Below are 21,809 nucleotides of genomic sequence, written 5' to 3'. Positions count from 1 at the left end.
TTTTGACGATGCCTAGCCTCCGGCTTGGGATATCGGCGACGGCGATATATGCCGCGATTATTGCGGCGGCGACGTTCTATTTCTTTCATAGGCAGGGCGCACCGTCTGACATCGGCGGTGTTTTGTTGATCCTGCTGCCGATCCAATTGGTCGCTGCAGTGCTTTGTGTGATCGTTGTCACCCGCCTTGCAGGCTGGCGTGCCGTGGGGTTTGGCCGTTTTCACCTATCGGGAATGATGTGGTTTTTGCCTGCGTGGTTTGTACTGGCAGGGATGGTTTGGGACTTGATCCCCTTGGATTTGCAGGCCTTTGGCATCATCGGGCTTGTGACCTTGATATTCACAACATTCCTGATTGCATTCGGCGAAGAGGTCATCTTTCGCGGGCTTCTTTTGCGCGGAGCAATGACGCGGCTTTCGCTGCCAATGGCCATGCTGCTTAGCACCACGCTCTTCGGGTTGTTTCATCTCATTAACGGGTTGGCAGGGCAGGGTGCGGGACAGACCGCCCAGCAGGTGCTTTTTGCATTGCTGGTCGGTTTCTTTCTTGCCCCGATTGCCATCCGCCTTGGCAATCTGTGGCCGCTGATCATTTGGCATTGGGTCTGGAACATTGCCGTCATTCTTGGACAAACCGCGGGGGTAATGCACCCTCTTGCGCTGGCTGGGATTGCTGTTCAGGCTGTGGTGTCCATATGGCTTTGGGCTGCGCATATCCGTGCCTGGCGCACTGGTTAGCGGCCCGCTTCGTGTTCAAGCCGTTTTTGTGCGAAGGCTTCATTTCGGTCAGATTTTTGCTGATCTGAAAGTGCGATTTCGACAAAGTTCAGATGTGCCTCAACCGCCTTACGCGCACCTTCGGGGTCGCGGTTTTGCAGCGCGTCATTGATCACACGATGCTGGTCAAGCAGCGTGTCGCGCGTCGTCCGTTGTTTGAACATGATTGTGCGGTTGTAGAACACACCTTCGCGCAGCAATTCATACATCGACCGCATCATGTGGAGCATGATGATGTTATGGCTGGCCTCGATGATGGATAGATGAAAGTCGGCGTCCAGATGGGCCTCATCTGCTGGATTCCGCTTTTGATGGGCAGTTTCCATTTTTTCAAAGATCGTGTTGATGACCTTCAGGTCGGTATCGCTGGCCAAACGTGCGGCACGCTCTGCGGCCAGCCCCTCCATATCGCGCCGAAAACTGATGTAGTCGAAGACGGCCTCATCATGGGTGGCGAAAAGCGTGACCAAGGCAGGTGCAAAAGCCGAGCCGAGAACATCGGCAATGTAAACGCCTGCCCCTGCCTTCGAGGTCAGCAGGCCGCGTTCTTGCAAATCGCTCAGTGCCTCTCTGAGAGATGGCCGTGAGACGCTCATCCGTTCGCTGAGTTCGCGTTCTGAAGGGAGCCTTTCGCCCGGACGCAGGATGCCACGCAGGATCAACCCTTCGATCTGGCGGATAACGCCATGCGATAGTTTTTCTTGCTGGACGGGTTCAAATGGCATGGGACGGATCGCCTTATATTGGTCAAATGATATGACCAAATTGGGCGTTTCACAACAAAAAAGGGGCTGCATTTCTGCAACCCCTTTCAGGTTTGATAAAGCGATCAGCCTTAGTTTGGCGTGATGACAATTTCGACCCGGCGGTTCGCCTGACGACCAGCGGCATTCAGGTTTGACGCAATCGGGTTGTTTTCCCCTGCGCCGATAGACCGGATCCGCGTGGCAGAAACACCGCCCCCAATCAGAATGGATGAAACGGCTGAAGCACGCTGTTCGGATAGACCCTGGTTATAAGAGGCTTCGCCGACGTTATCGGTGTGGCCGATCACGTTCACGGTTGTGTCGGGATATTGCTGCAAAGAGCTTGCGACAATCCGAAGCTCATTTTGTGCTGTACCGGAAAGCTGCGTGCTGTTGGTCGCAAAAAGCAGATCCTCGCTCAGGACCACAACAAGGTTATTGCCGTTGTTAGACACGCCAACATCGTTGCGCAACTGACGGCGTAGTTCTTCGGCTTGACGATCCAGTGAGTTACCGACACCGGCCCCAACGCCAGCGCCAAGTGCGGCACCGATCAGTGCTGCCTGGTTGCGTTCACGCACGGAACCGTCGTTGTTTGTGATTGCGCCAAGTACGGCACCAGCGCCAGCGCCGATCAAAGCGCCTTGCTGCGTGTTTTCATATTGGTTCGGGCCTGTGGGGTCACATGCGGCGACAAACGTCAGTGATGCAGCAGCGAGCACGAGGGGGAATTTCGTAAATGTCATGGTCATGGTTCCATTATGTATGAGCGCGACAATTGCGCCTGTTCGATGGGGCAACTTATGCCTATTCCGCCATGATATCCAATAACGCCGCCTAGACCAGCAGGGTTTTGCCGAATTTACGCTTGTTCAGGCTGTGCATCTGTGCGGGCAGACTCCCATGCCAGCATCGCGCGTTTGACTGGTAGCCCCCAGTGATACCCCCCCAATGCACCCGATTTACGCAAGGCCCGATGGCAGGGGATCAGCCAGCTGACAGGGTTACGCCCCACCGCCGTGCCAACGGCGCGCACCGCCTTGGGTTTCCCGATGGATTGCGCAATTTCGGAGTAGGTGGTGACATGACCTGAGGGAATGGTCAGCAAGGCTTCCCATACCTTTAACTGAAAAGGCGCGCCGATCATATGCAGCTTGGCTTCTCCGCTCATGCCGAGGGCGGCTTGCGCCCAAGGGCGCAAGAAAGCTGGGTCCTCTACGAAGTTCGCCTTGGGCCAGCGCGATTTGAGGTCGGCCATAGCTGGTTCTGGCCCGGCTTCGGCGGCGAAGGCCAAACCGCAGATACCGCGATCCGTGCCCATGACCAAGGCGGGTCCGAAATGGCTTTCAAACCAGCCCCAAAAAATCGTGAGGTCAGCGCCATCGCGGGCATAGTCGCCGGGGCTCATTGCCTCCCACCGCACAAAAAGATCATGCAGGCGCCCGCTGCCCGACAACCCAACGGTATGCGCTGTTTCAAGCGTCGTAAACCTTTCGCGCAGCAGTGTCTTGGCGTGCGCCAATGTCAGGTATTGCCGATACCGTTTGGGTGATACGCCCACCCATGACGAAAAGAGCCGCTGAAAATGCGCGGGGCTCATGTTCATGTCAGCGGCCAGATCGGCCAGCGTTTGTGGCTCATCGCCTGCGGCATCAATGGCTTCGATGGCGCGGCGCATGATTTGGTAATGGTATGTCTCTGTCTGTTCCATGCGCTTTAAACTAGGGATAACGACCGGTTCATGCGACCCGGAAATTGCGCATCTGACGCTTGCCCCCTTGAGCCCATCAAGGCATACCGGACGGCATGGCAAAACAACTTGACTATCATACCATCCGCGCGATTTTTGAGCGGTTCCATGCGGCAGAGCCTGAACCTAAAGGCGAGCTGGAGCATGTGAATGTCTATACGCTTGTCGTCGCAGTGGCCTTGTCCGCGCAGGCGACAGACGCGGGCGTGAACAAGGCCACGCGTGCGCTGTTCAAGATTGCTGATACGCCCCAAAAGATGCTTGATCTGGGGCTTGAGGGTGTGACTGAACATATCAAGACGATTGGCCTTTTCCGCCAAAAGGCTAAGAACGTCATCAAGATGAGCCAGATTCTTGTTGATCAGTACGATGGCGTCGTTCCCAATTCCCGCGCGGCCCTGCAATCGTTGCCGGGCGTGGGGCGCAAGACGGCCAATGTTGTGCTCAATATGTGGTGGGGCCAGCCCGCCCAGGCCGTCGATACCCATATTTTCCGTTTTGGTAACCGCAGTGGTGTAGCACCCGGCAAGGATGTTGATGCGGTCGAACGCGCGATTGAGGATCATATTCCGGCTGACTTTCAACTCCATGCCCATCATTGGATGATCTTGCATGGCCGCTACGTTTGTGTGGCGCGAAAACCTAAATGTGCGGCTTGTCTGATCCGCGATCTATGTATGTTTGAGGATAAAAACCTATGAGTAACTATGACGTCATCGGGATCGGCAATGCGATTGTCGATGTGATCGGCCATGCCGCTGATACATTTCTGGACCATATGGGGATCGACAAGGGCATCATGCAACTGGTCGAACGGGACCGGGCCGAGGTGCTTTATGGCGCAATGACGGACCGGACCGAGACGCCGGGTGGGTCTGTGGCGAATACCGTGGCAGGATTGGGCAGCCTGGGCCTGTCGACTGCATTCATTGGCAAGGTCAAGGATGACGCCTTAGGCCGGTTCTATGCGAAGGGGATGGAAGATGCTGGAACTGCTTTTCCCAACCCTCCGTCATCCACGGCTGAAGCCCCGACTTCGCGGTCGATGATCTTTGTCTCACCTGATGGTGAGCGATCGATGAATACTTACTTGGGTGCTGGCGCCGATCTGGGCCAGAACGATGTGTCAGATGCTCTATTTCAGGGTGGTAAGGTCCTGTTTCTTGAAGGCTATTTATTTGACAAGGACGACGGCAAAACGGCCTTTACGGCTGCTGCCCAATCGATGCGCGCGGCTGGTGGGCGTGCAGGAATTACACTTTCTGATCCGTTTTGTGCGGATCGGCATCGTGCCGACTTTCAGCGGTTGGTCGCGGAAGATATGGATTTCGTCATCGGCAATGCTGCCGAATGGACAACGCTTTATGAAACGGATGATCTTTCGGCGGCTTTGGCGCAGGCCAATGCGGTTTGCGAAACAGTTGTCTGCACCTGTTCCGGTGATCCGGTGATCCTGTTTCAGGGCGACAAGCGGGTCGAAGTGCCGGTACAAAAGGTCGTGCCCGTTGATGCGACCGGCGCAGGTGATCAGTTCGCGGCGGGTTTCCTTTATGGTTTCACAACAGGCCAATCGCTTGAAACCTGCGGGCGCATGGGTGTTGTGGCTGCGGCAGAGGTGATCGGCCATATCGGGCCACGCCCCAAAGCGGACCTTAAGACCCTGTTTGCAGCGGAAGGGTTGATTTAAGCCAAAGCGCGTCCAGCGCATCAATAGCGGCTGTGTCAAAGCGGCTTTCTTCTTTCCAGTACTTGCCGGATGGCACGTAATAGCCGAGGCGGGCTTCTTCCGCGAGAGCCGCTTCGATCGCCTTTTGATCTAATGCCTGAGGGCGTGCATTCGCGATATCTGCCGCAGTTGACCTGGGAAAGACCAAGCGGCTTTCGTCTGTGGACAGATTTACCATCGCGCAGTTCTGCCGCGCGGCCATCGCCATCAGGCGTGCTGATTTCGCTTCAAGCGAGCGCAGAGTGACGTCCTTGCGCAAGGGATCAGCGGTCCCTGTGCCATAGAAATGCGTGTTGCTGGCCCCGGCATAGACCATATCGCACCCCAGAACTGCAATGACACGCGGTTTCAGCGCGGCTAAAGCCCAGTAGCTTGCCGTAAACGCCATGGTTCCCCCGGCATAGACGAACCCGCCCAAGGTATTCTGCAAAGGCACATATTCCGATGCGCGGATGATGCGCTGCTCTGAACTGACATCCAGCGGCATGCGTTCAACCGGGAAGTCATCGGGATGAATTAGATCATCCCAATCGGGGCGCACGGCCCAAGCATTATTGATTGCTACGATCCGATCAAACGGAGCCTTCGGCCAATCGCGGCAGGTTACGACATTCGGGCCGCTGCCAAGGATCAATACGACAGACATGGATGATTTCCCTTTACGCCAATGCGTTAGCACCTAGCGCGCGTTGAGGAATGTCGAGCTGTATCTTCCTGTGTTCAAGGTGGATAAGGCCGACGGGTCAGGCAGCCCCTTTGCGGCCGCGCTTCGGGCGTAGCACCTAACCGAGCTTCGCGTGGACCTCATCAAGATCAATCTCACCTATTGGCATCTTATTGGCGGGGTTTTCAAAGTCATACTTGAAGATGCGAAAATCGCGTTTGTACATCTCGTAAACGATATGCATCGACAGATCGTCGAAATAATCGCTGACTGGATGGGCGCGTTTGGGCCCATGCCCCTCGCTTTCATTGAACCGGGGGATTTGCGCCAGATCGACAGGATGCGCTGTCTCGATCCCATTCAGAACCTCTTGCATCCCGTCATTAAACTTCTCGGTCCAGAAGATTTTGTCGTAGCGCCCGCCGTTTACAATGAAGGTCGAGATGTGGCCGGATTGCGCGGACCAGTGAATGTCAGGCTCCATCGGACGACGCCAGCGTATCGTGTCGCGGGCGAACAGCAGAAAGCGGCGGAAGCTTTTGATCTGGTCGAATGCAAAACCGTTCTCTGGGTCGCCCACCTCGATCCCGTATTTCTGGATAAGTAGTGGTACAAGATTACCGCGATAGTATTTGCCATTGCGCTGCACGCCGCAAATTTTGTCAAAGAACGACGACAGGATGCGGGTGTAGGGATTACGTACGCAGGTAAAGGCATAGCTTTGGTGCGCTTTGACGTTTGCTTCGATTACAGGTTTGCTGTCATCGAACGTCCATTTGTGGATGCCTGTCTTGGCGTCGTGAATATCGCCATCAAAGAATTCACCGTGGTCGGAATAATACATGATCTGGCCGATGCTCGAACAAGCGCATTTGGGCACGACGCGGTAGACCACGCTTTCGCTTTGGGTCATCCATGTTCCGGGAAATTGCGCCACGCGTGCTCTCCTGCCTGTTCTTGGCCACCTTCAAAGCAAAGAAACCCTGTCACTTCAATGTCTGTTCGCGCTATGACGGTTTTGAACGCAACGAAGGTTACTTGAATACACATGGCACGTGTCGCCTTTATCCTGCTTTGTCACAAGAACCCCGCTGTTATCATTCAGCAGGCCGAACAATTGACTGCCGCGGGTGACTATATCGCGATCCATTTTGATGCGTCGGCGTCGGTACAGGATTATCAGACCGTTCAGGCCAGCCTGAAGGATAATCCAAGCGTCACCTTCGCCGGGCGCCGCGTCAAATGCGGCTGGGGTGAATGGAGCCTTGTGCAAGCAACCTTGCATGCGGTTGAAGCGGCTTTGGCTGCATTTCCACGCGCTACGCATTTCTATATGGTTTCGGGTGATTGCATGCCGATCAAATCGGCAGATTTTGCGCATCAAATGCTGGATGAGAACGATGTGGACTACATCGAAAGTCATGACTTTTTTGAAAGCAATTGGATCAAGACCGGATTTCGCGAAGAGCGCCTGATCTATCGCCATTTCTTTAACGAACGCACCCAGAAACGCCGGTTTTATACCGTGTTGGAGCTGCAGAAGCGCTTCAAGATGACCCGCAAGATCCCGAATGATCTCCAGATCATGATCGGCAGTCAATGGTGGTGCCTGCGTCGTCAAACGGTCGAAACGGTGCTGGAGTTTGCCTATGCCCGCCGTGATGTGATGCGTTTCTTCCGTACCACGTGGATCCCGGACGAGACGTTCTTTCAAACCCTCGTCCGCCATCTGGTGCCCGCCCGCGAGATTGAAAACCGGACGCTAACGTTTTTGATGTTCACTGACTATGGGATGCCGGTGACGTTTTATAACGACCACTATGATCTGCTCTTGGGGCAAGGGTCACTCTTTGCACGCAAGATCAGTGCAGAAGCCGGGGACTTGCGGACGCGCCTTGGTGCGCTTTATGCCAGCGACAGAACGGACTTTGTGATCTCGGACGAGGGGCGCAATCTGTTTGCGTTTCTTACTGGGCGGGGCCGCATTGGCCGCCGCTTTGCGCAACGGTTTTGGGAGAATGAAACGACACTGGGCCGAAGCCGCGAGTTGATGATTATTGCCTGCAAGAAATGGCATGTGGCCAAACGGTTGGTCGCTGCAATCCAGCACCATACCAATGTACCTGCGATTGAGTATCTCTTTAACGAAGACGACACCAACTTGCCTGATCTGGGGGGAATCGAGAGCACCTTGCAAAAGCGTGGTCGTCATCGGCGGGCATTGATGCGGATGCTCTTTGATCATTATGATAGTGACCGGTTGGTGATTTGCCTCGATACATCCAGCCTTGATCTGATGGCTGATTTCTTTGCGGATCGGGCAACAGTGCGGATGCTGGAGATCGAGTGCAGTTTTGATGATGACTATCTAGTGGGTCATGCGAGGCGTGTCGGTCTGGCAGGCCCGCAGACCAGCAACACCACGCTTGAGCGCCTATTGCCAACGATCCGCCACGATATGATTTACGAGCGCGATGCGATCCGTGACGCGCAATTTGCGCATACAACCCGTATCAAGGAAAGCGCTACATCGGATGAAAACGCCCATGCGATTGCGCAGTTTCTGAGCGTTTCATCAGATGTCGCCCGCACCCTTGCCGATACCCCCCATCTTTTTGTTGATTGAGGACTGACATGGAATACGCCTACGACGACCAGAACATCTTTGCCAAAATTCTGCGCGGGGAGATCCCCAATAAGACTGTTTATGAAAACGACTATGCGCTGGCCTTTGAAGATATCGCACCGCAGGCGCCGGTGCATGTGCTGATTATTCCCAAAGGGGCCTATGTCAGCCTTGATCACTTTGCGCGAGACGCTTCGGCGGAAGAACAGGTAGGATTTATGCAGGCCGTGGCCGAGGTGTGCCAGATTACGGATGTCAAAGACGGTTTCCGCAGCATTGCCAACACCCGCACGCACGGCGTGCAGGATGTACCACATTACCACATGCATATTCTGGGCGGGCGTCAGCTGGGGCGGATGCTGCAAGATTAATCAAAATTGAAGAAATTTTGATGCCTCCGGCGGAAGTTTGAATGGACGAAGAAAGTCAGGGGTCAGCGTGATGACGTCAGCGACAGGAAGACGTCTTCGAGGTCCGCTTCCTCTGTTCTGACGTCTTTGATTGTGATCCCGGCATCGCGGACCAGTGACAGTATTTGATCTGCGGGGGTCGCGCCGCTTTTGTAGGTAAATGCAAGTGTGCCGTCGGTATGTTTCTGGCCGGTGATTGTATCGGGCAGGACAGGTAAGTCTGTGTCAGCTTCCGGAGTGATAACCAGTGTTTTGCTGTCCAGACGCCCCAGCAGATTGGCCGTGCTATCTTTGATGATCACCTCACCATGGTTGATGATAGCGATATCGTCGCAAATCTCTTCCGCCTCTTCGAGGTAGTGGGTCGTCAGGATGATCGTCATACCCTCATCATTCAGCCTGCGCACGTTTTGCCACAGCATATTACGGAGTTCGATGTCGACGCCTGCGGTGGGTTCATCCAGAACAAGGATTTGGGGTGAATGAACCAGTGCCTTGCCCAACAGGAGCCTGCGCCGCATGCCACCAGAAAGGGAGCGGGCATAGGCGTCAGCCTTGTCAGTCAGTCCTATCAGTTCGAGGATCTCTGCTGTTTTGCGCTGCGCTTTCGGCACGCCGTAAAGCCCTGCTTGCACGTCCAAAGACCCGGCTGGGGTAAAGAACGGATCAAGATGCGGCTCTTGCGGCATCACCCCGATGGCGGCGCGTGATTGCCGGGGATTTTTATCCTGATCAAAGCCCCAGATTTTGACAGTCCCCGCGGATTTCACGACCAGCCCCGCAAGGATATTGATCAATGTTGATTTGCCCGCCCCGTTTGGCCCCAACAGCCCGAAAATAGACCCGCGCGGAATGGTAAGGTCAATCCCCTTCAGCGCCTCTTTTGCGGGGCTGCGCCCGGTGGCGACATAGGTCTTTTTCAACCCATGAATTTCTATCGCGTTGTCGCTCATGCCGTCTTTCCCTTGCGCCGCTGCTGCGGTATCTGTTGCACAGACTTAAGGCCGGGCGTGCCCTGCCGCAACCAGATGAGAGTGATCATGTCCACACCTGCACCCGAAACAAAGATTGTACATGACTGGCGTGTGGCCTGTGACGGTGGCGAAGGTGCGCTGGGCCATCCCCGCGTTTGGCTGCAAATCCCGCAGGAACATGGTTGGATCGAATGCCCTTATTGCGATGCCAAGCTGGTGCATAAAGACTTTGAAGGCAAAGTCTAACTCATCGGGATAGGCCCGCTCATGCAGGGCAGGCGTGCGCTGACTTCGCCTTCGGGTGTGAGGAATTCCAGTACGTTTTCACCTGACCAGATTTGAACCGGCTGGCCAAGGCTGTCACTGCCGCTTCCAATCACCGTGCCGGTTTCATTGTCCTGCGTGTGGTAGATCACCCCGATATCGACACCATCTTCGCATGTCATTTGACCCATGCCGGCCCCAAAGGGACCGTCGGCGGTCCAGGTGCCTGTGCAAGTCACACCGTTTGAAATCAGGCCGCTTGCGGGGCCCTCGTCCCAACCGCGCGCTTCGCCATCGAAGTAGAGCCCTTGATCGCCGATGCATGCCAAGACCCGCACGCAGTTTTCCTGACTATAAGGCACGTTTTCGCAGGTTTCGGCACCAAGTGGTGCTGCAAAGCAGATGGTCACTGGAAGGATGAGACGGATCATGGCAAAACCTTACGCAAGCAATGTGGGGATGACTTCAGATGGAAACGAAATTCGGCAAAGGCTGTCACCTGCATCTTATTGACGGCTCGGCCTTCATCTTTCGCGCCTATCATGCGCTTCCCCCGCTGACGCGCAAGTCCGATGGCCTGCCAGTGGGCGCGGTGAGCGGATTTGTGAACATGTTGCAGCGTTATGTTGAGGGGAATAATGGCGCTGATGCAGCGACCCATGTCGCGGTGATCTTTGACAAAGGCAGCCATACGTTTCGCAATGATATGTATGATCAATACAAGGCCAACCGCGAGGCAATGCCAGAGGATTTACGCCCGCAGATACCTCTGACCCGTGTCGCCACCAAGGCGTTCAATATAGCGTGCGAAGAGATGGAGGGGTTTGAGGCGGATGATATCATAGCGACCCTTGCCCATCAGGCGCGCGATGCGGGGGGGCGGGTGACGATTGTGTCGTCGGATAAGGACCTGATGCAGTTGATTGGGGATGGGGTCGAAATGCTCGACCCTATGAAGAACAAGCGCATCGATGGTGACGGTGTAGTTGAGAAATTTGGCGTCGGGCCGGAGCGCGTGGTGGATGTGCAGGCCTTGGCTGGTGATAGCGTGGACAACGTGCCGGGTGCGCCGGGGATCGGGATCAAGACCGCGGCACTTTTGATCAACGAATATGGTGATCTGGAAAGCCTGCTGGACCGCGCAGGTGAGATTAAGCAGCCCAAGCGCCGTGAGACGTTGATTGAGAACCGCGCGCAGATTGAATTGTCGAAAAAGCTGGTGCAACTCGATTGCGATATGACGCTGGAATTCGGCCTTGATGATCTTGAGGTGCAGGACCCAGACCCAGATGTCTTGATGGGCTTTCTGGCTGAAATGGAATTCCGCACGGTCACCAAGAGGATTGCCGACAAGCTGGGTGTTGAGGCTCCTGCGATAGAAGCGGCAGCGCCTGCTGCAAGCGAAGTCGCGGCGCCAGAGGCTGTCGGCTTTGATCCTGACGCTTACGAATGTGTCAGCGATGCCGCCGCGTTACAGGTCTGGATCGACCGCATTCGAGAGCGTGGGTATGTGGCCGTCGATACTGAAACAACAGGCCTGAACGAAATGATCGCCGATTTGGTTGGCATTTCGCTTTGCGTTGAGGCCGGGCAGGCCTGTTACATCCCGCTGGCCCACAAGTCTGCCGCGTCGGATGATCTTTTCGGGTCGGACGAGATGGCCGAAGGGCAAATGGATATCGCGGAATGTCTGGCCATGCTCAAACCGGTTTTGGAGGACCCAGCGGTCATCAAAATCGGTCAGAACATGAAGTATGACACCAAGATATTCGCCCGGTTGGATATCGACGTGACCCCGATTGATGACACGATGCTGATGTCCTACGCGATGAATGCCGGCAAGCATAATCATGGGATGGATACGCTGTCGGAGCGGTATCTGGGGCATACGCCCATTCCGATCAAGCCTTTGTTAGGCAGCGGAAAATCAGCGATCACCTTTGACCGTGTGCCCGTCGATGATGCTGTGAAATACGCAGCCGAGGATGCCGATATCACCCTGCGCCTATGGCAGCAGTTCAAGCCCCAATTACATGTGAACCGGGTGACCACCGTTTATGAAACGATGGAACGCCCGCTTGTGCCTGTGCTGGCGCAGATGGAACGGCACGGCATCAAGGTTGACCGCGATACGCTGAGCCGGATGTCGAATGCTTTCGCGCAGAAAATGGCAGGGTTGGAGGATGAGATACAACAGATGGCCGGGCGACCTTTCAACGTGGGCTCGCCCAAGCAGTTGGGTGAGATTCTGTTCGATGAAATGGGGCTGGAAATGCCAGATGGCAAAAAGCCATCAACCGGCAAAACCGGGGCCTATTCCACCGGGGCTGACGTGTTGGAAGACCTTGCCACGCTGCACGACATGCCCCGCCGCATCCTGGATTGGCGGCAACTGTCAAAGCTGAAATCCACCTATACGGATGCGCTGCAAGAGCACATCAATGCAGAGACAGGGCGTGTGCATACGTCTTACTCCATTGCCGGTGCAAACACCGGACGTTTGGCATCCACCGATCCGAATTTGCAGAACATCCCAGTCCGGTCCGAGGAAGGGCGGCGCATCAGAGAGGCTTTTGTAGCAGAAGAGGGCAAAGTGATTGTCAGCCTCGACTATTCTCAGATCGAGCTGCGCATTCTGGCCCATATCGCGGGGATTGATGCGCTGAAGCAGGCGTTTCTGGACGGGATCGATATTCATGCGATGACGGCGTCGGAGATGTTCGATGTGCCACTGGACGAGATGACGCCGGACATTCGGCGGCAGGCCAAGGCGATCAACTTTGGTGTGATCTACGGCATTTCCGGCTTTGGTCTGGCGCGCAATCTGCGCATTCCGCGCGGCGAAGCGCAGGGGTTCATCGACCGCTATTTCGAACGCTTCCCGGGGATTCGTAAGTACATGGATGACACTATCGCCTTCGCGAAAGAGAATAACTACGTCCAGACGCTCTTTGGCCGCAAGATCAACACGCCAGAGATCAATGCCAAAGGCCCGCATGCAGGCTTTGCCAAACGGGCGGCGATCAACGCACCCATCCAAGGGACAGCGGCAGACGTGATCCGGCGGGCGATGATCAGAATGCCTGCGGCGATAGAAGGGCTGCCCGCAAAGATGCTGCTACAGGTGCATGATGAACTGATCTTTGAGGTCGAAGAAGGGGCGGTCGATGACCTGGTCGGCGCAGCGCGCGACGTGATGGAGAATGCGAGCGACCCGGCGGTGAAACTGGATGTAAAGCTGTCCGTGGATGCAGGGCAGGGTGCGAACTGGGCCGAGGCGCATTAGGCGTTTAAAATGGCTATTTGCAGAGGGCAGCTATGCGGGACTTAACCGCCGTTCTCTATATCTACTCGAATGTCAGCTTGTAAAACACGTCTTGCCCTTCGGCATGGGTGCGGCGGAAGCCTAGTCTTTCAAGCAGTGCCTGAGAGCGCGTGTTGTGAGCCTCAGTGTCTGCGACAATCTCAACTACTGATGTCCGATCTTTAATATCTGCAAGCGTGAGGACACATGCGGCATACGCAACTGATCGTCCCCATACGCGTGGCGATAGCACATAGGCCAAACTCGCAGTGCCGTCCTTCTGGATCGTTGCTTGCGTATAACCGACGACTGTATCAGCCTCGGTAACTGTCCAGTTCATCCAAATCTCACCACTCGACGCAGGTGCACCGAGGAGAAGCCGTTCAATACGTTCGCGAACCGCTTCAACTGATTTTGGCGGTGCCTCATCGAGGAATTTGTATATCCGCTCATCACGAAGAGCATCATACAAACCGTCAGCGTGCGCCGCTATTTGAGCCTCAATCTTAACTGTCATAATACTGTTGATACGTGTGGGCAATGAGTAGCGCCACCTGTCAAAGCCGTCATTCATGGTTGGTGCAGCATCAAACAAAGTGGGCTCAAAGCTACCATTGAAGTATCCTTACCAAAGAGGAACGCGCCATCCTCGCGGATGGCGCGCTATCTATCGAGATGGTTATTGCTTAGTTCACTGACTTCGCTTCAACCAAATTTGCATCCGTCTTGCCAGCAGACGTAATCTCAATCCGGCGTGGCTTCAGTGCTTCAGGCACTTCGCGCGCGAGATCAATGTGCAGCATGCCGTTTTCATGGGCAGCCCCTGTTACGCGGACGTGGTCGGCCAGGTGGAAACGACGCTCGAAGGCGCGGGTGGCGATGCCGCGGTGCAGGTAGTTGCGCTCGGTCTCATCAGCGGCTTTCCGGCCTGTGACTTGCAATGAGCGGTCTTTTACCTCAATCGCGAGGTCGTCGTCGGAAAAGCCAGCGACCGCGATGGAAATGCGCCATGCGTCGTCATCGGTTTTTTCGATATTGTAAGGGGGATAGCTGTTTTGGCCGACGTCATTGGCAAGGGCGCGATCCATCAGATCAGCAACTTGGTCAAAGCCAACAGTGGCACGGTAGAGGGGTGTCAGGTCAAACGCACGCATTTGGGTCATCCTTTTCTTAAGCGATAACAATGTTGTAGCTTTCCCATAGGGACAAGCCGGTTTGTCGAGGACCCATCATCGGCGTCCCCGTCCATATTATTTGGGAATATCATTCCTGGCTTTCAAGGGGGTCAGGGGCGAACGAATTTCGCCCCGGTATCGTTGCGCTCATCTACGTTGATCAGGCGCTGTGTGCCGCCGGGACGGGCAGGTCCGAGTGTGGCAAAATGGCTGAGCAGAGCGTTTAGCGGACCTTCAAGGGAGGTGCCGAGCGATACTTTTTGTCCGTTGACATGCGCCATGGCGGACACCACGGATGCGATCCGCTTCTCCCCTTCGCTCATCATGAAGACCGGTGATCCGCTTGAGCCGTATTCAACATCGCAGGTCATCACGATGACCCCGGTTTGTCGCCCCAGTACATTGCAAACCTGTTGCAGACTAGGTGCATCTTCGCGTCCGCGTCCGTAGGAGACCACGCCAACCTGATCGCCACTGATAGGGCGCTGGGCAATTTGATAGGGTCGCATGCGGGTGCTGCGGATCGGGCGATCCAGTTCCAGCACGGCGATATCAATAGCGACTTCGCGTGCATTCGCGGCCTCACCACTATGGGTATAGTCAGGGTGTGCGACGGCGCGACTGACCGACCGTGTGGCCTGTGCCAGCCCATCCCGCAGCCCGGCTTGAAAGGAGAAGCGGCGTGGATCGATCAACGTACCGTCAATGTCATAAAGACAATGAGCAGCGGTCAAAATCAGCCGATCACGGATCAGCGCAGCGGTGCAAAACCCCTTACCGCGGATGTCTAAACGGCCGACGGCTTCCCAGCCCTGGCTGTCCTGACGGGTTTCGAGGGTAACGAGATCTGTTTCTTGCGCTGTCGTGGACACAGACATTCCAAGCGAAATGATCGCTGCGAACACCAGTCGTTGTATTGTTTTTACCTTCTCCATGCGACAAGTGTCGCCGACAGTTGAGGCATCATTATGACATTATCGCAGCATTGGGATTTGCGGCTCGCGTTTTCCCGGCGCCGTTAGGGCCGGTGGCTGTGGTCCACCCGTTGCCCAATCCAGCAACTCGACCGTATGGACGATAGGCACTTCGGTTCCACCACCGATTTGCATCATGCAGCCAATGTTACCCGCTGAAATGATATCGGGTGTGAGCGCTTCCAGCGTTTGGACTTTGCGCTCTTTGAGTTGCTTAGAGATTTCCGGCTGCATCAGATTGTAGGTTCCCGCGGAACCACAGCAAAGATGGCTGTCGGCCGGCTCCAGTACTGTGAAACCTGCCTTTTTGAGCAGGTCCTTCGGGAAGGTCTTGATTTGTTGACCATGCTGGAGAGAGCAGGCGGCGTGATATGCAACTTTGGTCGCTTTGTCTTCGCCTTCGGGCATGTCCAGCTTCATTAGGATTTCAGAAACATCCATTGCGATGGCAGAGACCCGTGCTGCGTCGTCGGCCAGCGCGTCATTGCGGAACATATGACCGTAATCCTTCACCGTCGTCCCGCAGCCAGAGGTGTTAATGACGATAGCATCCAGTCCGTCGTTATCCATTTCTTTGGCCCAGGCGCGAATGTTCTTGGCCGCTGTTGCGTGGCTTTCGTCTTCCTTACCCATGTGGTGGGTCAGCGCACCACAGCAGCCTGCACCTTCGGCCACTACGACTTCTGCGCCCAACCGCGTCAGCAGGCGAATGGTTGCATCGTTGATATCAGTATTCAGCGCTTTTTGGGCACACCCCGTCATCAGGGCGACCCGCATCTTTTTGTCCTTGGCGGGGAAGGTTTGCGGGTCGTCGTTGCGACTGACCGGTGGGATTGTTTTTGGGGCCATTTCCAGCATGGCCCGTAGGCGGGCATCCGGCATCAGCCGCGCAAAGGGGCGGCCGATTTTGGCGCCCAGCAGCGCAACCCGGAACCGCATGGGGTAGGGTAGAATGCGGGCGAGGATCCAGCGCAAGGCACGGTCGGAAAACGGGCGATCATAGTTCTTTTCGATGTAAGCACGCGCATGGTCGACAAGGTGCATGTAATGCACGCCAGAGGGACAGGTCGTCATGCAGGCAAGGCAAGACAGGCAGCGGTCAATATGCTTGACCGTCTTTTCATCCGGCTTGCGTTCGTTTTCGAGCATGTCCTTGATGAGGTAAATTCGCCCGCGCGGGCTGTCGAGTTCATCGCCCAGCACCTGATAGGTCGGGCAAGTAGCGGTGCAAAAGCCGCAGTGTACGCAAGAGCGTAGAATTTCGTTGGACCGCCTAATTGCGGGATCGGTGAGTTGTTCGGGCGTAAAGGTCGTTTGCATCAGCTCATGATCCCGGAATTCAGAATACCGCGGGGGTCGAATTTGGCGCGCAGGCCGGTTGTTATCGCGGCCAAGGCGGGTACTTCGGGGTGGAATGTTGGTACATCTGCCGTACCCCGGATCAAGGTCGCATGGCCGTCGAAGGTGCCCAAGGCAGATCGTAGGTCGCGGCCTTCATCGGTAAGCGCCCAAATAAGGCCGCCGCCCCAGTCGTATTGAACTGCCTTTGCGTCGATGCGCGAAACGAGTTCTGCAGCGTCTGACGGTTTGGTTGAGATACGCCAGACGTTGCCGGGCTGATCGGCAAATGTGGTGACGTCGCGTACGTCGGTCCATGCTGCTCCGTCATCGACAGTCATCTCGGCGTCGCCGTAGGGCTTCAGTAAGCTGGTGAGCTTCCCGGCACGGTAGTTCACCGAGTCCTCGAAACCTTCGATCCGAAGCATCGTGACTGGATCACCGGCCGGACCTTTGGGAAAATGCGCAGCCCCCGTTGCCTCAAACGGTGAGCCAAGTGCCGCGGATAACGCCTGAATCGCCTGCGCATCGGTCAGCCCATGCAGCCGCAATGTGCCCACGCAGTCAACGTTAGGCAGCACTTTCAGGGATACTTCCGTTAGCACACCTAATGTGCCGTAAGACCCTGTCATCAGCTTGACCAAGTCATAGCCGGTGACGTTTTTCATCACCCGTCCCCCGTTCTTGATGATGTTGCCAGCGCCGTCAACGAACCGCACGCCCAGCATGAAATCACGACAGGCCCCGACAGAAATACGGCGTGGACCAGAGACATTGGCAGCCGCCATGCCACCCAACGTCGGTTCGCCTTTGGTGCCCAGCAAGGCGCGGTGATCCATCGGTTCAAACGCGATACGCTGGTTTTCAGCCGCCAATACCTTCTCGACCTCAGCCAACGGTGTACCGGCGCCCGCGACAATCGTCAGTGCGCCTGGTTCATAGAGGCTGATCCCGCTCATCGCGGAGGTGTTCAATGCGTCGCCTTCGCAATGGCCAATAGCCCGCGTGCCGCCCCCTTTGATACGCAAGGGACCATTGGCGCCGGCAATCATCTGAGCCAGCTCTGTTTCGGTTTTGGGCGTCATCTTGATCTACTTTTCGAAAATACTGATGGTATCACGCGGCGCGACGTGTTTCGGATGTGTTCAGCGGGAATACTTTTGCCGCGTTCAGCAACCATGCAGGATCAAAGATATCCTTGATCGCCATCTGTGCTTCCAGATCAGCAGGATCATATTGCACGTTCATCAGATCACGCTTTTCGATGCCAACGCCATGTTCGCCGGTCAGGCAGCCGCCGACCTCGACACAAAGTTTCAGGATTTCGGCACCGAAATCTTCGCAAAGCTCCAGATCGCCGGGTTTGTTTGCATCAAACAGGATCAGCGGGTGCATATTGCCGTCGCCTGCGTGAAAAACGTTGCCCACATCAAGACCAAACTCCTTGGACATTTCGCCGATACGCTTGAGGACGAAAGGTAGAGAAGACACAGGAATCGTGCCGTCAAGGCACATATAGTCGTTGATCTGGCCCATCGCGCCAAAAGCGGACTTACGGCCCAGCCAAATACGGCCCGCCTCATCAGCGTCTTTGGCCTCGCGTAGCTCAACCGGGTTATGCTTGGCGGCAATCTCCATGATCAGCTTTAACTGCGCGTCGATTTCCGCGTCTGAGCCTTCGACTTCAACGATCAAAAGCGCCTCGCACATGGGGTAGCCTGCCTTCGCAAAAGCCTCGGTCGCTTCGATGCAAGGACGGTCCATGAATTCGATAGCTACGGGCAGAATGCCTGCCTTGATGATGTCGGTCACAACTTGCCCGGCCACTTCCGAGCTGTCGTAACCCATCAAAACGGGGCGCGCGCCTTCGGGTTTGTGCAGGATCCGCAGGGTGGCTTCAGTGACAACGCCAAGCTGCCCTTCGGACCCGCAGATCACACCAAGAATATCCAAACCGCCTGCATCCAGATGTGCGCCACCGATCTGGACCACGGTGCCGTCCATCAGGACCATGGTGACACCCATCAGGTTGTTTGTGGTCACACCATATTTCAGGCAATGCGCCCCGCCTGAGTTCATCGCGATATTGCCTGCAATCGCACAGGCCAATTGGCTGGAGGGGTCGGGGGCGTAGAAGAAGCCGTTGGTTTCGACAGCGCCAGTTACTGAAAGGTTAGTGCGACCAGTTTGCACACGGATGTAACGATCATCGTAGTTCGTCTCGATCACGTCATTCATCTTGGCTACGCCAAGAATCACGCAATCAGCCGTGGGCAATGCGCCACCGGCAAGTGAAGTGCCAGAGCCGCGCGGCACGACCGGCACGCCCATTTCATGGCAGATGCGTAAGACATCAGAGACCTGTTTTGTGTTTGCTGGCAGCACAGCACAGAGCGGCGGACATTTGTATGCCGTTAACGCGTCACATTCGTAGGCCCGCGTCTCGCGTTCATCCGAGATGACAGCATCACGGGGCAGCACTTCGGACAAGCGTTCCACGATCTGTGCTTTGCGTGACATGACGCTTGCGTCTGGTGTTGGCATTTCCATCTGGCGACTCCCTTTTGGGTATTATTGGTAAAAATATATTACCAATTTTGCAATATAGCAAGTCTCAACTGTAGAGTGTACATAAAAGCTCATGCAAATATTGGATCATCTTACGCTTGTTTCGCCTCTTGATTGGGCCGCAGCGGGCGCAATTGTTATCGTCTGGATCGTCATTGGATGGGTGATTGAGCATCCCAGCGCCAAACGCCCCTCGGTGACTATTTTGATGTCGGAACGACGGCGCGGCTGGATGAAGGTCTTTGTGACCAGAGAACCGCGCATTTTTGATAGCCAGATTTTGGCTAGCCTGCGTCAGGGGACATCATTTTTCGCGTCAACCTGCCTGCTGGCAATCGGTGGTGTTCTGGCCCTTGCCGGGAACACGGAGCCTTTGCGGGGTGTGGCCGCGGAAGTCACCGAAATGGCGATACCGGTTTTGATCTTCCAACTGAAGCTGGGGCTTGTGGCGCTGTTTTTGACCAATGCTTTCCTCAAATTTGTCTGGGCAAATCGTGTTTTCGGATATTGTGCCGTGATGATGGCCGCAGTCCCAAATGATCCCGCAGATCCGGCCGCCTATCCGCGCGCGGCACAGGCGGCAGAGTTGAATATCCGTGCGGCAATCAACTTTAACCGCGGCTTGCGTGCGATGTATTTCGCGCTGGGCGCGCTTGCCTGGTTATTGGGTCCTGTCGCATTGATGATTGCGACGATTGTGGTGGTCTGGATTGTCTGGTCACGGGAATTTGCATCACTGCCACGCCGTATTCTGCTAGAGGAAAATACATGAAGTATACATCTGTCTTTGCCTTGCTTGCCGCCCCTGTCTTTGCAGATGGCCCGGTTGTTGAAAACGTTACCGTTGATGGGGATCGGTTCAGTGTTACACTGTCCCACCCTGATACGGGCTGGGACCATTATGCCGATGGGTGGGAGGTGTTGGATGCCGATGGCAATAGCCTTGGCATCCGAGAGCTTTTGCATCCTCATGAGACAGAACAACCTTTCACGCGGTCGCTATCAGGTGTCATCGTGCCGGAAGAGGCCACCGTTGTTTACGTCCGGGCGCGTTGCAATGTGGATGGCTGGTCGGATGAATTGTTTGAGGTTGTTCTGACAGAGTAGCGTTCACTGCTGTGTTGCAGCAGCCACTGCCACCCTATCTCATAAGATACGGCTCTTACTATTGCCGCATTCATTTGTCAGGAGCCGTGTGACGTCCTGACCCGGTGAGAAGATGACTGATGACTAAACCCCAACAAGATGAAGATTGCGTATCAAAGAGACCATGGCGCGAGGTATTAAGCCGTTCGCTCAAACTCTTTACCTTTAATGCCGCCAAAGAAGGCGGCAAATCGTTTGGACGTGTTATCTTTTTCGTGCTGCTGGCCATCATTGTGCTGTTCGTTTTGACTTACGTAGTCGATAGTTTCACGGGTTGGTTCAGCAGCTGGTTCGATTTTTGGCCTTTCAATCGTGCCGTGGAACCGGTTGTGGAGCCGGAAGCGGGAAAAGGTTGGTGGCCTTGGGGGCAAGAGACTGAAACCGAAGTCGATGTTAGTGATGATGAGGTGAAGTGGTATTGTCGTTGGAACCCCTTTTGCTGACGCGCCACTTTAGTCGCCGAGCCGGTAGTCTGCGACAACAGGATAGTGGTCAGTTGGCCATTCGTCTGCGAATTTTTGACGTAACACGACAGGCGGGTTGGCAAGCTGGGCATTGCCGGCGCTCGCAATATGGTCGATTGCCCCGAACAGGTTGATGCCACGATTGAAATGGAAGGTTGATCCCTTCACAGGTGCGAAATCCAAACCTTCGTCTACAAGGATGTCGATGACGGTATCGCCAATCCGCCCATTAAAGTCGCCGATCACAAAGAGGGTTTCATTATCACCGATCCAAGGTGCAATCCGCTCGGCCACCAGTTCAATAGACTGGATGCGGTTGGAACGGCTGGCATAGTCGGTGTGCAGGTTGATAACGCGAAAGACTTCTCCATTGGCGTTGTCGCGAAATTGGGCCCAGGACGTGAAAGCGGGGAATGATCCGTTGAAGGTGCGCGAATAGATCACATCCGGCGTATCAGAGAAAAAGAACCAGCCTTGATCAAGCACCGTCAGGCGGTCGCGGCGGTAGAAGATCGGTTGCGTTGACGGAAATATAGACGGGTCACCGACAGCGGCGGCTGCATAACTAGGATTATTTGCCAACAACCAATCAAGTGTCAGGTTGACCCGTCCATTGCTTCCACGTGCAAAGCTTTCCATTTCCTGAAACCCGATGACGTCGGCACCGACAGCCTTGAATGCCAGATCAAGCGGCGTTTTGCGCCGCTCCCAATCGCCCACGGACCAATCCCCGGTGTCGCGTCCCAAAATGATGTAATGCACATTGTAGGTGGCGATCCGCAGTGTGCCGTCTATTGGGGCGGGCAACGGTTCTTGCCCTGAATTGCGGATTGTCTGGCAACCCACCAACGCGGTCAGTACGAGGGTGATCGCCCCCAATACTTTCAAGATTGTGGCGATCATT

Annotated in this window: 24 protein-coding genes; 10 read left to right on the top strand and 14 right to left on the bottom strand. The window is 55.4% G+C overall.

The genetic code is table 11. The features are described 5' to 3' along the window. Positions 1–8: 8 nt before the first annotated feature. Positions 9–737, top strand: a complete 729-nt coding sequence (locus BC777_RS15840; RefSeq protein ID WP_100369171.1) for a CPBP family intramembrane glutamic endopeptidase — start codon at positions 9–11, stop codon at positions 735–737. Here BC777_RS15840 and BC777_RS15835 read toward each other — a convergent pair. The 3 genes from BC777_RS15835 to BC777_RS15825 all read right to left on the bottom strand — a co-directional run bounded on the left by BC777_RS15835 (position 734) and on the right by BC777_RS15825 (position 3,233). Next, entirely contained in the window at positions 734–1,501 is a 768-nt protein-coding gene (locus BC777_RS15835) for a FadR/GntR family transcriptional regulator (protein WP_100369354.1), read from the bottom strand. The genes BC777_RS15840 and BC777_RS15835 overlap by 4 nt on opposite strands. Positions 1,502–1,611: 110 nt before the next feature. Beyond that, positions 1,612–2,268: a YiaD family glycine zipper/OmpA-like lipoprotein gene (locus BC777_RS15830; RefSeq protein ID WP_168769189.1), complete on the bottom strand. Its 657-nt coding sequence runs from the start codon at positions 2,266–2,268 to the stop codon at positions 1,612–1,614. A gap of 116 nt (positions 2,269–2,384) precedes the next feature. Beyond that, complete coding sequence (locus BC777_RS15825) at positions 2,385–3,233, bottom strand: methylated-DNA--[protein]-cysteine S-methyltransferase (protein ID WP_100369169.1); 849 nt, start codon at positions 3,231–3,233, stop codon at positions 2,385–2,387. Positions 3,234–3,328: 95 nt separating this feature from the next. On the opposite strand from BC777_RS15825, the gene nth reads away from it, so the two are divergent. Together nth and BC777_RS15815 are read left to right on the top strand one after the other, a co-directional pair. Further along, positions 3,329–3,973: an endonuclease III gene (nth, locus tag BC777_RS15820; RefSeq protein ID WP_100369168.1), complete on the top strand. Its 645-nt coding sequence runs from the start codon at positions 3,329–3,331 to the stop codon at positions 3,971–3,973. After that, complete coding sequence (locus BC777_RS15815; RefSeq protein ID WP_100369167.1) at positions 3,970–4,959, top strand: adenosine kinase; 990 nt, start codon at positions 3,970–3,972, stop codon at positions 4,957–4,959. Before nth ends, BC777_RS15815 begins: the two co-directional genes overlap by 4 nt. Here the strand turns inward: BC777_RS15815 and BC777_RS15810 are convergent. Both BC777_RS15810 and BC777_RS15805 read right to left on the bottom strand, forming a co-directional pair. Further along, on the bottom strand, positions 4,925–5,644 hold the full coding sequence (locus tag BC777_RS15810; RefSeq protein ID WP_100369166.1) for a hypothetical protein: 720 nt from the start codon (positions 5,642–5,644) through the stop codon (positions 4,925–4,927). The two genes, BC777_RS15815 and BC777_RS15810, sit on opposite strands and share 35 nt — an antisense overlap. Positions 5,645–5,780: 136 nt before the next feature. Next, positions 5,781–6,575 carry a sulfotransferase family protein gene (locus BC777_RS15805; protein WP_100369165.1) on the bottom strand — a complete coding sequence of 265 codons (795 nt, stop codon included), beginning with the start codon at positions 6,573–6,575 and terminating at the stop codon, positions 5,781–5,783. A 135-nt stretch (positions 6,576–6,710) separates the two neighbouring features. Here BC777_RS15805 and BC777_RS15800 point away from each other — a divergent pair, with 135 nt between their 5' ends. Continuing rightward, on the top strand, positions 6,711–8,288 hold the full coding sequence (locus BC777_RS15800) for a DUF5928 domain-containing protein (RefSeq protein WP_100369164.1): 1,578 nt from the start codon (positions 6,711–6,713) through the stop codon (positions 8,286–8,288). 8 nt (positions 8,289–8,296) lie between these two features. Continuing rightward, positions 8,297–8,659: an HIT domain-containing protein gene (locus tag BC777_RS15795; protein WP_100369163.1), complete on the top strand. Its 363-nt coding sequence runs from the start codon at positions 8,297–8,299 to the stop codon at positions 8,657–8,659. 62 nt (positions 8,660–8,721) lie between these two features. On the opposite strand, the gene BC777_RS15790 is transcribed toward BC777_RS15795, so the two are convergent. Continuing rightward, a complete protein-coding gene (locus tag BC777_RS15790; protein ID WP_100369162.1) occupies positions 8,722–9,651 on the bottom strand; it encodes an ABC transporter ATP-binding protein in 930 nt (309 codons plus the stop codon). 87 nt (positions 9,652–9,738) lie between these two features. On the opposite strand from BC777_RS15790, the gene BC777_RS15785 reads away from it, so the two are divergent. Further along, positions 9,739–9,918, top strand: coding sequence for a zinc-finger domain-containing protein (locus BC777_RS15785; RefSeq protein WP_100369161.1), 180 nt, complete (start codon positions 9,739–9,741; stop codon positions 9,916–9,918). Here the strand turns inward: BC777_RS15785 and BC777_RS15780 are convergent. After that, positions 9,915–10,367, bottom strand: a complete 453-nt coding sequence (locus BC777_RS15780; protein WP_100369160.1) for a hypothetical protein — start codon at positions 10,365–10,367, stop codon at positions 9,915–9,917. The two genes, BC777_RS15785 and BC777_RS15780, sit on opposite strands and share 4 nt — an antisense overlap. A 38-nt stretch (positions 10,368–10,405) precedes the next feature. Between BC777_RS15780 and polA the strand changes: the two genes are divergently transcribed. Continuing rightward, a complete protein-coding gene (gene polA, locus BC777_RS15775) occupies positions 10,406–13,222 on the top strand; it encodes a DNA polymerase I (protein WP_100369159.1) in 2,817 nt (938 codons plus the stop codon). Between the two features lie 61 nt (positions 13,223–13,283). Here the strand turns inward: polA and BC777_RS15770 are convergent, their stop codons facing one another. From BC777_RS15770 to BC777_RS15745, 6 genes are all read right to left on the bottom strand, one after another. Continuing rightward, positions 13,284–13,835, bottom strand: coding sequence for a GNAT family N-acetyltransferase (locus tag BC777_RS15770; RefSeq protein ID WP_100369158.1), 552 nt, complete (start codon positions 13,833–13,835; stop codon positions 13,284–13,286). Positions 13,836–13,926: 91 nt separating this feature from the next. Then, positions 13,927–14,394 carry an Hsp20 family protein gene (locus tag BC777_RS15765; protein ID WP_168769188.1) on the bottom strand — a complete coding sequence of 156 codons (468 nt, stop codon included), beginning with the start codon at positions 14,392–14,394 and terminating at the stop codon, positions 13,927–13,929. Between the two features lie 131 nt (positions 14,395–14,525). After that, positions 14,526–15,293, bottom strand: a complete 768-nt coding sequence (locus tag BC777_RS15760; RefSeq protein ID WP_245834426.1) for a trypsin-like serine peptidase — start codon at positions 15,291–15,293, stop codon at positions 14,526–14,528. Positions 15,294–15,389: 96 nt separating this feature from the next. Then, positions 15,390–16,709 (bottom strand): glycolate oxidase subunit GlcF, encoded by a 1,320-nt coding sequence (gene glcF, locus BC777_RS15755; RefSeq protein ID WP_100369155.1) that lies wholly within the window; start codon positions 16,707–16,709, stop codon positions 15,390–15,392. After that, the gene (locus BC777_RS15750; protein ID WP_100369154.1) at positions 16,709–17,812 is read right to left on the bottom strand and encodes an FAD-binding protein; all 1,104 of its coding nucleotides are present in this window, start codon (positions 17,810–17,812) and stop codon (positions 16,709–16,711) included. Before BC777_RS15750 ends, glcF begins: the two co-directional genes overlap by 1 nt. Before the next feature lie 31 nt (positions 17,813–17,843). Beyond that, on the bottom strand, positions 17,844–19,277 hold the full coding sequence (locus BC777_RS15745; protein WP_100369153.1) for an FAD-linked oxidase C-terminal domain-containing protein: 1,434 nt from the start codon (positions 19,275–19,277) through the stop codon (positions 17,844–17,846). A gap of 91 nt (positions 19,278–19,368) precedes the next feature. Here BC777_RS15745 and BC777_RS15740 point away from each other — a divergent pair, with 91 nt between their 5' ends. The 3 genes from BC777_RS15740 (at position 19,369) to BC777_RS15730 (ending at position 20,884) form a co-directional block, all read left to right on the top strand. Beyond that, positions 19,369–20,067: a DUF599 domain-containing protein gene (locus tag BC777_RS15740; protein WP_100369152.1), complete on the top strand. Its 699-nt coding sequence runs from the start codon at positions 19,369–19,371 to the stop codon at positions 20,065–20,067. After that, on the top strand, positions 20,064–20,402 hold the full coding sequence (locus BC777_RS15735) for a hypothetical protein (protein WP_100369151.1): 339 nt from the start codon (positions 20,064–20,066) through the stop codon (positions 20,400–20,402). The genes BC777_RS15740 and BC777_RS15735 overlap by 4 nt, the downstream gene beginning before the upstream one ends. Positions 20,403–20,521: 119 nt before the next feature. Beyond that, on the top strand, positions 20,522–20,884 hold the full coding sequence (locus BC777_RS15730; protein WP_100369150.1) for a hypothetical protein: 363 nt from the start codon (positions 20,522–20,524) through the stop codon (positions 20,882–20,884). Between the two features lie 9 nt (positions 20,885–20,893). On the opposite strand, the gene BC777_RS15725 is transcribed toward BC777_RS15730, so the two are convergent. Further along, the gene (locus BC777_RS15725; protein ID WP_100369353.1) at positions 20,894–21,808 is read right to left on the bottom strand and encodes an endonuclease/exonuclease/phosphatase family protein; all 915 of its coding nucleotides are present in this window, start codon (positions 21,806–21,808) and stop codon (positions 20,894–20,896) included. Position 21,809: the final 1 nt, after the last annotated feature.

The organism is Yoonia maricola (assembly GCF_002797915.1).
Classification (GTDB): domain Bacteria; phylum Pseudomonadota; class Alphaproteobacteria; order Rhodobacterales; family Rhodobacteraceae; genus Yoonia; species Yoonia maricola.
The sequence above is the reverse complement of the archived record's forward strand: the minus strand, read 5'-3'. Positions and strand labels throughout refer to the sequence as shown.